The organism is Actinopolymorpha pittospori (genome assembly GCF_014873875.1).
Classification (GTDB): Bacteria; Actinomycetota; Actinomycetes; order Propionibacteriales; family Actinopolymorphaceae; genus Actinopolymorpha; species Actinopolymorpha pittospori.
Genome location: NZ_JADBEM010000001.1, coordinates 2,984,766 through 2,998,510, shown reverse-complemented (window position 1 = coordinate 2,998,510; position 13,745 = coordinate 2,984,766). Strand labels below are relative to the sequence as shown.

11 protein-coding genes are annotated in these 13,745 nt (G+C 69.1%); 5 read left to right on the top strand and 6 right to left on the bottom strand.

Going from position 1 to position 13,745, the window contains the following annotated elements:
* Positions 1-963: a phytanoyl-CoA dioxygenase family protein gene (locus HEB94_RS14230; protein WP_192750331.1), complete on the bottom strand. Its 963-nt coding sequence runs from the start codon at positions 961-963 to the stop codon at positions 1-3.
* Between the two features lie 104 nt (positions 964-1,067).
* The gene (locus HEB94_RS14225; protein ID WP_192750330.1) at positions 1,068-2,375 is read right to left on the bottom strand and encodes an alpha/beta hydrolase family protein; all 1,308 of its coding nucleotides are present in this window, start codon (positions 2,373-2,375) and stop codon (positions 1,068-1,070) included.
* 631 nt (positions 2,376-3,006) lie between these two features.
* On the opposite strand from HEB94_RS14225, the gene HEB94_RS14220 reads away from it, so the two are divergent.
* The 5 genes from HEB94_RS14220 to HEB94_RS14200 are packed head-to-tail and all read left to right on the top strand — an operon-like array spanning position 3,007 to position 8,802.
* Positions 3,007-4,818 carry an ABC transporter substrate-binding protein gene (locus tag HEB94_RS14220; protein WP_192750329.1) on the top strand — a complete coding sequence of 604 codons (1,812 nt, stop codon included), beginning with the start codon at positions 3,007-3,009 and terminating at the stop codon, positions 4,816-4,818.
* 4 nt (positions 4,819-4,822) lie between these two features.
* Positions 4,823-5,827, top strand: coding sequence for an ABC transporter permease subunit (locus HEB94_RS14215; protein ID WP_192750328.1), 1,005 nt, complete (start codon positions 4,823-4,825; stop codon positions 5,825-5,827).
* 2 nt (positions 5,828-5,829) lie between these two features.
* On the top strand, positions 5,830-6,741 hold the full coding sequence (locus HEB94_RS14210; RefSeq protein WP_202896344.1) for an ABC transporter permease: 912 nt from the start codon (positions 5,830-5,832) through the stop codon (positions 6,739-6,741).
* Positions 6,738-7,733, top strand: a complete 996-nt coding sequence (locus tag HEB94_RS14205; RefSeq protein ID WP_192750327.1) for an ABC transporter ATP-binding protein — start codon at positions 6,738-6,740, stop codon at positions 7,731-7,733. The genes HEB94_RS14210 and HEB94_RS14205 overlap by 4 nt, the downstream gene beginning before the upstream one ends.
* A complete protein-coding gene (locus HEB94_RS14200; protein ID WP_192750326.1) occupies positions 7,720-8,802 on the top strand; it encodes an ABC transporter ATP-binding protein in 1,083 nt (360 codons plus the stop codon). The genes HEB94_RS14205 and HEB94_RS14200 overlap by 14 nt, the downstream gene beginning before the upstream one ends.
* A 138-nt stretch (positions 8,803-8,940) precedes the next feature.
* Here the strand turns inward: HEB94_RS14200 and HEB94_RS14195 are convergent, their stop codons facing one another.
* The 4 genes from HEB94_RS14195 to HEB94_RS14180 all read right to left on the bottom strand — a co-directional run bounded on the left by HEB94_RS14195 (position 8,941) and on the right by HEB94_RS14180 (position 13,700).
* Complete coding sequence (locus HEB94_RS14195; RefSeq protein ID WP_192750325.1) at positions 8,941-10,494, bottom strand: LCP family glycopolymer transferase; 1,554 nt, start codon at positions 10,492-10,494, stop codon at positions 8,941-8,943.
* A gap of 207 nt (positions 10,495-10,701) precedes the next feature.
* Complete coding sequence (locus HEB94_RS14190) at positions 10,702-11,193, bottom strand: hypothetical protein (RefSeq protein ID WP_192750324.1); 492 nt, start codon at positions 11,191-11,193, stop codon at positions 10,702-10,704.
* A complete protein-coding gene (locus HEB94_RS14185; protein ID WP_192750323.1) occupies positions 11,190-11,816 on the bottom strand; it encodes a TetR family transcriptional regulator in 627 nt (208 codons plus the stop codon). Before HEB94_RS14185 ends, HEB94_RS14190 begins: the two co-directional genes overlap by 4 nt.
* 99 nt (positions 11,817-11,915) lie before the next feature.
* On the bottom strand, positions 11,916-13,700 hold the full coding sequence (locus tag HEB94_RS14180) for an IS1634 family transposase (RefSeq protein ID WP_192750322.1): 1,785 nt from the start codon (positions 13,698-13,700) through the stop codon (positions 11,916-11,918).
* Between the last annotated feature and the right edge of the window lie 45 nt (positions 13,701-13,745).

The window sequence follows — 13,745 nt, the reverse complement described above, 5'->3', positions numbered from 1 at the left end:
TCAGGCCTCGGTGTGGTCTCCTCGCTCGACCGGAGCGGCCGCGAAGATGGAGCGGACGTGATCAGGCCAGGTCTGCCAGGTCGCCGCGGGGACGCGAAGCGACGGCGCACGCCATGCCAGCCAGCCCCGCTGGTAGACGACGGCGAGCATCGAGCGGGCCGCGTCGGAGTGGTTGGGTACGCCGCGGTGCCACAACCGCAGGTCGCGCAACACGACGGAGCCCGTGGGTACGTCCACCCGGGTCGAGGCGAGCGCCTGCGCGCGGGTGGTGAGGTCGGCGCCCGGCCCGGTGTCGGCAGCCGTGTCGACGATGAGGTGGGAGCCCGGCCAGACCTCGGTGGCGCCGTTCTCCACAGTGAAGTCGCACAGCGGAATGTTCAACACCAGCGCGGTCGTCGGTGTGGGCACGCTCTGCTCGGACGCGAACACCGGATTCGTGTCCCGGTGGACCCGCTGGTGGGTCGAGCCGGGGAAGGCCGTGTTGGAGTTGTAGTAGCAGCAGTGGAAGCTCTCCCCGAGCACAGCGGAGAGGATCCGCACCACCACCGTATGCGCGACCGTCTCCACGTCGGAGAAGGGCGGGACCAGCGGCATCTGCATCTGGACGTGCCGCGCGCCGTCGGTGGGCTGGACCCGCGCGGTCTCCTCCGCGCCCAGCTCGCGCCGGAGCAGCGCGTCGTAGCTGCGCCGGAGTCGCCCCACCTGCTCGGCCGTGTAGGCGTGCGCGATGACCAACATGCCGGCGTCACGCAGGGTACGCAGGGCCCGGGTGAGAGTGTCGGCGTCGAGGTCGGCACCGTCGACGCGGGCGGCGTCGAGGACGGGTCCGTCGAAGGCGCCGTCCGTGGCAGGGAGCGTTCCCGCCCCGCGGTTCTCACCGGTTTCGGCCGCATCGGTGTTGGCCGCACTGGCACCGGCCGCATCGGTCGCGGCCGCACCGGTCGCCGACGTGTGCGCTGCCATGACCGCCTCCGTGCTCGAGGGGCTGGTTGCGTGCAACGTAGGCGTCGCGGTGCGGCGAAAGCAAGCGAACGGCACAAGGCGACCGGCACCGGCCCCACCGTGGCTCAGTGCTCCAACGACATCTCCGGGTAGCGCGGCGACGGATGGTCGAAGAGCCGCGTCGGACGGTCCTTCAGCCAGTGGTCGAAGAACACCGCCACGTAGGCGTTCTCCACCGCGATGGCGCGATGCGGCGGGATCGTGCCGATGTCGTCGACCACCGTCGCCGACGGCAGCCGCAGCGGTCCGGCGGCCTGGGACACGAAGGACTCGGCGTCGGAGTAGGAGTGGTGCCGCGAACCCAGCAGAGTGAGCCAGCGCTTCCATCCCCGCCTGTTGCCCATGAACGCCTCCCACGAGGGCACGGTGTCGTTCTCGGGGGTGTCACTGGCGAGCAGGAGGAAGGGCCGGTCCACGCCGTCGGTCACCGCCGCCGGCAGGTCGCCGACCGGGTCCATCGGGTTCAGGCCGAGGTTGCCGTCGAAGTTGATCCCGGCCCAGATGCGGCGGTCCGCGGCCATCGACAGCAGGGCCGCGGAACCCCCGGCAGACTTGCCGAACATGCCCACCCGGTCGAGGTCCAGGGCCTCGGCCAGCCCGCGCGGAACCCGCCCGGCCACGGCCAGGGGCCGCACCTCGTGGTGCGCCAGCGCCGCCAGTTGGTCCAGCACGAACCTCACGTCCGCCACCCGGATCCCCATCATCGTGTGCACCCAGGTGCGCGGGTCCGGCGCCGGTGGCAGCATCCGCGCGACCGTACCGTCCGGGAACTCCACGGCCGGCGACTCGAAGGTGTGGTCGATCGTCACGACGACGTACCCGCGACTCGCGAGCTCCGCCACGATCCCGGTGGCGAAGGTGCGAGGCTCCCCCAGCCCGGGCGAGTACAACACCACCGGATGGCGACCGGCCGCCACGGGTGCGTCGGCGCGAACGTGTGTCCGCACAGCGGCCCAGTCGATCGCGCCCTCCGGCAGTCCGAGGAACAGCAGGTTGGCCGCGGTGTCGTCGAACGTCGCGGCCTCGCCGGGCAGCAGGTACGGCGACTCGGCATACGGTCCGGGCAGCCGGCCGCGCGTGGGGTAGAAGACAGAGACCATCAGCGCCCGCCGGGCGTCGGTGTCGTGCCACGGGTCGGACCTGTCCTGGTCGACCATCTCGAGTCGGGTCGAGCCGACGGCGTACCGCCCGGTCGGCTCCGGCAGCCGCAACCGGAGTTTGCGCGTCGCGGTCGTCGTGGCGGCTGCGGCTTCCCGCGGACCAGGGCCGCCGAAACCGGCGACCGTACCGACCGTGCTTATCAGGCCCGCCAGCATAGGAACGGCGACCAGCTCACGCCGGCTGATCGCAGCGGAACTCGTGGTTCGTGTCATACGGGCACGGTAGGAACCACTCGCCGTCGGTCGCGTCCGGCCACGGAGCCAGATCCGTGGTCATACCCGGGGGTGACACCCGCGCCAGGGCGGCGCCAAAGGTCGCGCCCAAGGGTCGCACACAGCCGTTCGGGCCGGCGCGTGGCGATCACCAAAGGAAGGCGATGCCGCCAAGAAGTGAACGCTGAAACGAACGTCAGGACGCCAAACCTAGGGTCACAGCACCGTCGTCTGCATCTACTTAACCGGTTCGTGATCATGCCTGCCCGGCAACGGACAGCCGAGGTTGAGATTACGTCAACATCATTGACACGTTAAAACGTCGTCGCTACCGTCCCCTGCACGTCATCGTCTTCGTGAGTCATGTCCGCTGGCGACGGCCGTGTCAATGCATCGAATGTGTGGCCACCAAAGCGCTGTACCAAGACCTCGTGTCGAGGACGGTCAAGCATGCGTGAAAGTGCCGTCTCGCCGCTCGCCAGGATGCGCGCGGCAACTCTTGGATCCGCCCTTCGGCAACCACCAACGCGGCCGGGCGAGACATGCCGGGGCCCGCGCGACGTACCAGCTTCACGAATCAGGCAACAAGAAACACGGGGTCCCCACCGCCGCTGAATCGCTGGAGGTACGCATGCCACCCATGTCGCAGGACGGCTCGCGTCGCGACTTCCTGAAACTCGCTGGACTCACTTCGACCGGCCTCGTCCTGGCCGCTGCCTGTGGAACGCCCGAAGCTCCTCCCGGGCCGCAGCCGTCCGCCACCTCCCAGCGCCCGGTTCCCCGTGGGAATCCGAAGTCGGTGCCCCGGGAGCGGACGCTGATGCTCGCCAACGGCGACGGGTCCGACGTCGGTATCTGCAACCCGTACGCGTCCGGGTTCAACCACCAGCGCGGCCTCGCGGCGATGTTCGAGCCGCTGTACTTCTACTCCGCCTTCACCGGTGAGACGATCCCCTGGCTGGCGGCGGGTCCGCCCACCTACGCCGAGGACAACCTGTCGGTCACCATCAAGACCCGGCCCGACGTGACCTGGAGCGACGGCAAGGCCTTCAGCGCGAACGACGTCGTCTTCACGCTGAACATGCTGAAGGACAAGAACAACACGGCGATGCAGTACTCCGCCGACATCCGCGAGTGGGTGAAGGAGACCAAGGCGGTCGACGACAACACCGTGTCGATCACCTTCACCAAGCCGGCGCCGAGGTTCGTGTTCGACTACCTGTACTTCAAGAACGACCTGGGCATCTTCCTGGTCCCCGAGCACATCTTCTCCCAGCAGAAGAAGCAGGCGGAGTTCCTCTTCTACGACCCGAGCAAGAACTGGCCGATCGTCACCGGGCCCTACCAGATGGTGGACTGGACCAACCAGCGCCGGCTGCTCGACCGCCGCGACGACTGGTGGGCGGTGAAGGCCAAGCTCGCCAACGCGCCCGGGCCGGAGCGGATCCTCCTCACGCCCTTCACCGACCCGACCAACGTCGCGCAGCAGCTCATCAACAACGAGCTCGACTCCTCCCTCGACCTGCGTCCCCCGGTCATCAAGCAGGTCGTGAAGGAGAACCCGTCCATCATGACCTGGACCGAGCGCGAGGCCCCCTACGGCTACATCGACTGGTGGCCGCAGTCGCTGTTCTTCAACTGCGCGGTGCCGCCCTTCAACGACCCGGAGATCCGGCGGGCGGTCAACCACGCGATCGACCGCGACCAGCTGGTCTCCGTCGGCTACGAGGGCGCGGGCACGATCTCCGAACTGCCGTTCCCCAACTTCCCGCCGCTGCAGAAGTACTTCGACGCGATCCAGTCGTTGCTGCAGCAGTACCCGACCAACGCCCACGATCCCGCCGAGACCGAGCGGATCATGACGGGCAAGGGCTACCAGCGGGACAACCAGAACCTCTGGGCCAAGGACGGCAAGCGACTCGACGCCACGATCTACGGCCTCGCGGACCTCACCACCGACTACGGCCCGATCCTCGCCGAGCAGTTGCGCGCCGCCGGCTTCAACGCGTCCCACCAGGCGCCCGCCGACAGCGGGACCCGGGTGGCCGACGGTTCGGCCCGGTTGTTCCTGTTCGGGTTCGCCGGCGCCATCGCGGACCCCTACCCCTCCCTCGAGCTGATGCACTCCCGGCACGTGTCCCCGATGGGCACGCAGGGGGACGTCAGCAGCCGTTGGAAGAACGCCGAGTTCGACAAGATCGTCCAGCAGATGAGCGCGCTGCCGGTCGGTGACCCCGGCGAGCTGCCGCTGTTCGTGCAGGCGATGGAGATCTACCTGCGGGAGCTGCCGCACACGCCGCTGGTGCAGTGGATCCACCGGGTCCCCTACAACACGGAGTACTGGAGCGGTTGGCCCACCGAGCGCGACCCCTACCTGCCCGGTGCCTTCTGGTTCAAGACGCTTCCCCTGGAGTTGACCCACCTCAAGCCCGCGAAGGGATGAGCCGGTGTCGTTGCGTTACTTCGTCCGCCGGATCCTTCTTCTCCTGCTGGTGATGTGGACCGCGGCGAGCATCAACTTCCTGATCCCGAAGCTCAGCCCGCGTGATCCGATCAAGGAGCGCCTGCTGCTGGCGGCCACCCAGGGTGGTCGCCAGCAGACGGGGCTGCAGGCGATGGCCGAGGCCTACAACCACGCCTTCGGTGTGGACCAGCCTCTGTGGAAGCAGTACCTCAACGCCCTGTTGAAGGTCGTGCAGTTCGACTACGGCTACTCGATCTCGCAGTATCCACGCACGGTCAACGCCGTCATCGGGGACGCCCTGCCGTGGACGCTCGGGCTCGGGCTCGTGTCGATCGTGATCGCCTTTGTCATCGGTACGATCCTGGGCGCGCTGCTCGGCTGGCCGCGCTCACCAGGCTGGCTTCGCGGCCTGGTGCCGGTCAGCATGCTCACCAGCGCGGTGCCGGCGTTCGTGCTCGGGTTCCTCCTGATCTACCTGTTCGCCTTCCAGCTCAAGGTCTTCCCGCTGGCGGGGGCGTACTCACGAACAGCGAACCCAGGTTGGAGTCTGAGCTTCGCGCTGGATGTCATCCAGCACTCCTTCCTACCCGCGGTGGCGTTGATCCTCTTCCAGTTGGGAGGGCAGGCCCTGCAGATGCGGGGCCTGATGGTGATGACCGTGGGCGAGGACTACATCACCTTCGCTGATGCCAAGGGGCTCCGGCCCCGGCGCATCTTCCTGCGGTACGCCGTGCGCAACGCACTCCTGCCGCAGGTCACCGGCCTGGTGATGTCGCTCGGAACGTTCATCTTCTCCACCGTGCTGGTGGAGACGTTGTTCGCCTACCCGGGCCTCGGTCTGCTGATCAACTCCTCCATCCAGGTGCTCGACTACAACCTGCTGTACGGCATCACGATGATCCTGGTCTTCGCGGTGTGCATCGCCACACTCATCGTCGACCTGATCTATCCGTTGCTCGATCCCCGTATCCGTTACGACCGGAGGTGAGCATGGTCACCCCAGCCACGCAGTCGATGACCATGCCGGGGCGGCAGGCCTGGACCGGCCGCGCCAACTCCTTCATGCGTTACATCCGCCGCAACCCCCTGCTCGCGGTCGGTCTGGTCATCTTCCTCGGACTCGTGCTCTTCTCGACCGTCGGCAGCCTGTTCGTCGACACCGTGAAGGCGCCCTACCCGCTGGCCGCTCCGGCTAGCCTCGCGCCCTCCTGGGACTACCCCTTCGGCACCGACGCCCAGGGGCGCGACATGCTCGCGGTGATGATCGTCGGTACGAGACTGAGCCTGAAGATCGGTCTCCTCGCCGGCGCACTCGGCCTGGCGATCGGTATCGTGCTCGGACTCATCTCCGCCTTCTACGGCGGTTGGATCGACAGCGTGATCCGCTGGATCGTCGACGTGATGTTCACGATCCCGAGCTTCCTGGTGATGGTCGTCATCGCCTCGCTGCTACAGCAGTACATCTCGGTCGAGAACATGGCGTTCATCCTGGCGGCGTTCGCCTGGCCCGGGCCCACCCGTGGGATCCGGGCGCAGGTCCTGTCCCTGCGCGAACGCGCGTTCATCCAGATGGCCAGGCTCTCCGGCATGCGCGGGCCGGAGATCATCATCAGGGAGCTGACACCCAACCTGGCGCCGTTCCTGCTGGCCGGCTTCGTCGGTGCGCTGATCGGCGCCGTCTACGGCGCGCTCGGCCTGGAGCTGCTCGGTCTCGGCTCCCAACGTGAACCCACGCTGGGCATGACGTTCTACTGGATGCAGCGGTACTCCGCGCTGCTGCGCAACCTGTGGTGGTGGTGGGGCATCCCCATCGCGATCATCATCTTGCTGATCCTGTCCCTGTACTTCATCTCCTTCGCCCTCGACGAGTGGGCAAACCCGCGTTCCCGGAGGTCCGAATGAGTACCGCCCCGTCGCCGGAGCCGGCCCTGTCCGTGCGCGACCTGCGGGTGCAGTACTACACCGACGCGGGCGTGGTGCAGGCCGTCAACGGCATCTCCTTCGACCTGATGCCGGGCGAGCGGCTCGGCCTGGTCGGTGAGTCAGGATCGGGCAAGTCCACCGTCGCCCTCGCCCTGATGCGGATGATCCGCAAGCCGGGCCGGATCACCGGCGGACAGATCCTGCTGAACGGAACCGACCTGGTCCCCCTGGCCGAGCGCGCCATGCGCGGGATCCGGGCCCGCGAGATCGCGATGATCCCGCAGGGCGCGATGAACTCCCTCAACCCGGTCGCCCGGATCGAGGACCAGATCGTCGACACCCTGGAGGACCACGCCACCCAGCGGGTTCCGAAGAAGGAACTGCTGGATCGGGCTCGGTCCGCGTTGGTCTCGGTGGGGCTGCGCCAGGAGACCGGCCGGATGTATCCCCACGAGCTGTCCGGTGGCATGAAACAGCGGGCCTGCATCGCCATCGCGGTGGCGATGCAGCCCAAGGTCGTCATCGCCGACGAACCCACCTCCGCGCTCGACGTGGTGGTGCAGCGCCAGGTGATGGACACCATCGTGCGCCTGCAGGAGGAGATGGGGGTCGCGGTCATCCTGATCGGTCACGACATGGGTCTGATGGCCCAGTCGGTGGACCGGCTGTCGGTGATGTACGCGGGGAAGCTCGCCGAGCTCTCCCCCATCCGCGACATCTTCGCCAAGCCGCTGCATCCCTACACCGAGTTGCTCATCGACAGCCTGCCCAAGCTGGAGGACCGGGGCACGTTCCGCGGCATCCCCGGTCTCCCGCCCTCCCTGAAGTCGCTGCCGGACGGTTGCCTGTTCCACCCGCGCTGCCCCAAGGTGATGGAGGTCTGCCGGGAGGAAGCGCCGGCCTATCGTGAGTACCGACCGAGCCAGTTCGCCGCCTGCCACCTGCACGAGGAGCGTCATGGCGAAGCCTGAAAGCACGGATCCGCCGCTCATCGAGCTGCGCAACGTCACCAAGACCTACGGGGGCGGCGTACTCTCCCGGGACTCCACGGTCGCACTCGACGACGTGTCTCTGACGGTGCGGGGTGACACGCCGCAGATCGTCTCCGTGGTGGGCGAGAGCGGAAGCGGCAAGACCACCCTCGCGTCCCTCCTGATGGGCTTCATCGCCCCGACGTCGGGGACGATCCTGTACGAGGGCCAGGACGTCTCGTCGCTGTCCGGGCCCCGGATGCGGGAGTTCCGCCGCGACGTCCAGGCGGTGTTCCAGGACCCGTTCTCGGTCTTCAACCCGTTCTACAAGGTCGACCACGTGCTCACCGTGCCGATCCGGAAGTTCCGTCTCGCGCGGTCGCGCTCTGATCGCCACGACCTGATGGTCAACGCGCTGGAGACCGTGGGCCTGCGACCGGATGAGACCCTCGGCCGGTATCCGCACCAGCTCTCCGGTGGCCAGCGCCAGCGGGTCACCGTGGCGCGCGCGCTGATGCTGCGGCCGAAGCTGATCGTCGCCGACGAGCCGGTGTCGATGGTGGACGCCTCACTGCGGGCGACCATCCTGGAGAGCCTGCGCACTGTCAACCAGACGTTGAACGTGCCGATCCTCTACATCACCCACGACCTCGGCACCGCCTACCACGTGAGCGACCACATCCTGGTGATGTATCGCGGCACCATCGTGGAGGCGGGCGACGTCGAGACCGTGATCACCGCACCCAAGCACCCCTACACCCAGCTGCTCATCAACTCGATCCCGTGGCCCGACCCGGACCGTCGCTGGGGTCAGGAGATCGCCACCCGCTCGGAGCAGGTCACCGTCCCGGAGGGCCACGGCGGGTGCCGGTTCGCCGAACGGTGTCCCGCGGTGATGGCGAAGTGCGTGGAGAACCCACCCCCGCCCTACCTCCCCGCCGCCGACCACGCGGCCGCCTGCTTCCTCTACGACGACCGGCCCGAACTCCCCAAGGAGGAGCTGAGCCGGATGCTCACGCTGGTCCCGTCGGGTTCCTCGGCCCAGCAGGGTGAGGGTGTCCCTCGCTAGCAACCTCCTCGCTCAGGAGGGGCGCCGGCCCCGAGACGCTGCGGCTGCCCGCGTCCCCAGGTGTTCCTGGAGACGCGGGCAGCGGCTTCTTCGTTCGTGGCGAGTCAGGAGCTCGCGCCTAACGTGGTGCGGCGCCGGTCAGCGAGTGCCCGGCTGGTTGGCCGGGGCGGGCTTGTCGGCCGGCTCCTTGGCGGGCGCGGGCTTGGTGGTGGGGACAGGCGCGGGCGTACCTGTCGGAGCGCCCTTCCAGGCGCAGGCGTCCTTGAGTGAGTCGGCGATGTCCGCGCTCGTCCGGCCCTCCTCGCTGGCGCGCAGGGCGCCCTGTACCCGCGAGTGAATCAGGTCGTAGTCGGGGTTCCCGGAGTCGATGATCTCGTTGGTAAACGCGATGCTGGTGATGTTCGCGTCCTTCACCTTCAGGGACAGGTCGACGAACGCGGGCAGCACACCCTGCGGGATGTCGGTCAGCACGATGTCCTTGGTGACCCGGGCGAGTGCCTCGTAACGGGTCAGGAGCCGCATCGGGTCGGCCTGCCGGACGATCGCGTCGATCGCACAGCGCTGGCGCAACATCCGCTGCCAGTCGTCGGAGCCGAAGCGGCCGCGGGCGAACCACAACGCCATCGCGCCGTTCAGGTGCTGGTTGGGTCCGGGTTCGATCCAGCCGGCCGGCGGCAGGTTGCGGTCGGTCTCGCCTCCGATCGAGACGCGGGTGTTGACGTCCACCGTGATCCCGCCGAGCGCGTCGACGAGTTGCCGGAATCCCTTGAGGTTGACCATGACGTAGTAGTCGAGCGTGAGACCGACCGCCCCACTGGCGGCGAGCTTGGTGGCGTCGGCGCCGGGGTTGTCACTGTCCAGGACACCGGGGTGCTGGCGCGGGACGTTGATGTAGACGGCGTTCAGCATCCACTCCAGCGGATCAGCATCCGGCCCACCGGCGAACCTGCCGTTCGGGTAGACCTCGGCGAGCGGCGAGCCCGCCGGGAAGGGAATGTTCTGCAGGTTGCGCGGAAGGCTGAACAAGACGGTGTTGCCGGTCTTGGTGTCGATACTCGCCACGATGACCGTGTCGGTGCGGATACCCATCCGGTCCGGGCCCCCGTCACCACCGAGCAACAGGACGTTGACACGATCCTTGCCGGCCCACGGGTCGGCCGCGCTCGCCCGGACCGGTCTGGTGGCGCTCTTGCTCTGCGGGCTGGCGAAGACCTTCTCGACAAGGCTCTTCTGTACCAGGGCATACCGTCCGCCGACCGCGAGCGGGGTGACGGCGCCGGCCGCCAGGACCAGGACCAGCCCGTAACCCATGGCCTGCTGGGCTCGGCCGAGCCTTCGTGGGCGCAGCGACCGGTAGGTCGCGACGATGACGCACACCCACGCCAGCGCCACCGCCGACAGCACCACGCTGATCACGACGAGTGCGCCGGGCCGCACCACCCAGTGCAAAATGGTTCGCTGGTCAGCCAGCACCAGGTAGGCGGCGAATCCAGCCGCGGCGACGAACAACGCGAGGATCGTCAACCCGACCTTGCGCAGGCCGGCGGCGAAGAGCCCCGTGCCGGGAAGGATGCTTCCGACCGCTGTGAGACCGAGCGCGGCGCCGAACGCCCTCCGACGGCGGCGACCCTTCTCGTTTCGTCCGGATTGGCTCGACAGCGGTTCTCGTTCCTGCTGCGCTCCCTCATCCATGCCACCGTTCATCTCCCTGGCTCTGTCCGCCAAAACCGGATCGCAGGGGTGGGTGAGGTCCCGGGCGCAGTCCCGAAAGTGAACAGCCCCACACCTACTCGGACATCACGAGCGGGGGTTCAGGCGGCGTCGATGAGAAACTCCTCATGAAGCCGTCGAGGGTCAGCCGGCGAGGTAGGAGGTTCGGAGTCCGGTCGAACGTGTCGATCAGGTCGTCACCGGCCGCGGCGAGGAGCCCGTCAGGGGCACCCGACGACCGTAGTAGGTCATCACTACCTGCTGTACGCCGAGTGTGACGCCGACACCGAGCCACAGGGCGTCGCCGTTGAACGGCTCACCGAACGCCAGCAGGGCGAGCGCGCCGAGTCCCAGCCGGGCGGCGAGGGTGGCGAGCCAGAGCAGCAGCGTGACCCGGCCGCCCCTGCGGCACAGGCGTCCGGCGGCGTCCCGCCACATTGGCATGGTGCGGCCGCGCGCGTATCCGAACACCGCCGAGACGACCAGCCCGAGGACGAGGAACGCGATCCCGGCCCCCGTCGTCCGAGCCGGACCGGGCGGGACGCAGCCGCGCGCGAGGAGCAGCGCGACCCACAGGTACGTCAGCGACCGGACCGGCCGGGTGGAGAACTGGCTCACCAGGATCACTGCGGTGATCGCGACGATGAGCAGCAGATTGAGCGACGTCAGATCGATCGTCATGGCGGTGGCGTCTCTCCGGCGAGATAGGTGGCGAGTGCGGACGACAGGGCGGCCCGGAAGGACGCGTCATGGGCGGGGTCGGCCGGGTCGTGCCCGAGCCCGGCCAGCCAGGATCGCCGGCCGAGCGCGTATCCGTACGCCGCGGACAGCGCGAGCAGGACCACCGCCTCGATCCGGGCCCGGTCCGGCCGCGCCGGGTCGGGCAGAACGAGCCGGATGCCGGCCTCGAGCGCGTCGACGAGTTCGGCCAGCGCTTGCGACGGCGCGCTGACGTCCTCGGCGTGCAGGCTGGACCAGGCGAACAGGCGCACGTAGCGCTCGTCGGCGACCGCCTCGAACAGCACTCGGGTCATGTCGTCCGCGTACGGAACGCCCTGACTGGCCCGCATCCGTGCTCGTATCCGCTCCCGCTGCCGCTCGTTCTCGCGCTGCAGGACGGCTCGGACCAACGCGGCGTAGGTGCCGAAGTAGTGGGTCACCAGGCCGTGCGAGACGCCGACGGCCTCGGCTACTCGGCGCAGTCCCACGCCGTCCGGCCCGTCCTGGGCGATCAGCTCGGTGGCGGCGTCGAGGATCTCCTCCCGAGCCTGCTCGGGCGTACGCCTGCGCCGTCGTTCCGTCACGGTCCCCTCTTGTTGGCAACCCTGATAATAGCTTGTTGGCAAGGTGGACAACAAGACGGTAGATGCGCTTCTTCGCCCCGCGTCGCCTCGTCAGCTCCGTCAGCTTCGTGGGCGGGGACGGGCGATCGGGGCGTGGTCGCTCAGCCGGAAGAGGTCGTACAGGCGTTGTTGAACGTCGTCGCGCTCGGCGAGGACGCGACGCGTACGAGGCCGACCACCGGTCGACGGATAGGTGAGGTGGGTCTCCTCGATTCCGGCGAGCCGGCCGAGGAGGTCCCGGACCGACAGGTCGAGCCCGGACCGCTGCGCCGTCCGCCGCATCAGGTGCGCGACGGTGGTGGCGAGCAGACAGACCAGCGCGTGCACCGCCACCCGGTCCTCGTCCCAGTGCCAGCGGGGGGAGGGTGCGGCGACGACGGGTCCGACGAACTGGCGCAGCGTCGACTCGAGGCGATAGCGGGCGCGGTAGGCGGTGAGAACGTCGGCAACCGGCCAGTCGTCGTGGTCGGTGACGAGCAACTGTTTCCCGAAGAGGTCGTGGTGGAGCCGGGCGCGAGCCGCCTGGTCGACGGTCCAGCGCAGCCGCAGTCCGCTCACCTCGGTGCCGGTGACGGTGGTGGTGAGGACCCGCTCGACCCACCGGAACCGCGTGATCCGGCCGACCTCCGCCGCCACCTGCTCCCGGGACAGGTGGAGCCCGCCCCGGGCCAGCGCCGCCGCGAGCTCCTCCAGCCGCCGCGTCGTGCTGCCGAGGTCCTGCGCCAGGGCCTGCCCCTGCGCCGCCTGCAGCGCCGCGGAGTGGAGGAGGATCACCCGGCGTTCGACCCCTGCCACCCGGGCCCTGGTGTCCAGCGCCGTCACTCCCGGAAAGCGGGCCAGGTCGACCGCTCGACGTCCGGTCGCCGGCCTGGCCAGCAGGTCCGGATGCTCACCCGGCGGCAGCGAGGCGACGAAGTGCAGGCCGGCCCGGGCGCCGAAGTCGAGTTGGGCGCTCTGGCCCGCGTCGACCACCACGGTGACCGGCCCCTGCGCGGACAGCGCACGGTAGCGGCTCGCGAGGTGGCCGGTGAGCGCCGTGAACGCGGTGCCACCGGACTCCCCGTGCCGGTAGAGGGAGGAGACGAGCGGGATCGCGCCGTCCAGCGTGACGACCGTGGTGAGCCCGGCCAGCCAGGCGTCCGTCGTGGCCGGTGTCGGCATGCGGGCGCCGGTCGTCAGTTCGTTCGGACCGGTGTACGTCGCGAAGTGGGGTACGTCGAGCACCAGCACCCCGCGCCCCGGGCCCGGCTCCTGCCGGTCCACCTCCTGCCGGCCCGGCTCCTGCTGGCCCGGCTCCTGCTGGCCCGGCTCCTCCTGGCCCGGCTCCTCCTGGCCCAGCTCGGCCAGCAGGCGCGGGAACAGCGCGGCCTCGATCCGGCGCAGGTGCTCCGGACCGAGCCGGGCCATGGCCCGACGGAACGACCGGAGCTCCAGCGCCCGCGGATCGATCCGGGGCCGGACGAACCGCGCCGCCGCGGTCGTCGACCACCAGGTCGCGAGGTCCAGGTCGGACTCGGGTGCGACGGCCTGCCGCAGGACGGCGAGCGCGAGGTGGCTGCCGACGGACACTCTGGCCCGACCGGTGCCCACGATCTCGTCCACCAAGCGCGCGACGCCGAGGTCGGTGAGCACACCCCACACGGCGGCGACGTCACCGAACGCGAGATGGCGGGAGCGCGTTGGCGCTGGCGCCGGACCGCCACCACCCTCGAGCGCGGCGGCGATGTCGTCGGCACTGCCGAGGTAACGCTGGGACACCGTCCGTGGCCGACCGTCGACGCGGGCGGACTCCACGAGGTAGTAGAAGGTCCGCCCGTTCAGGTTCTTACCGACGACTGATGCCACCCTTTAGGTAATACCTGCTCCAGGCGTCGGGAGCCACCCGCCATC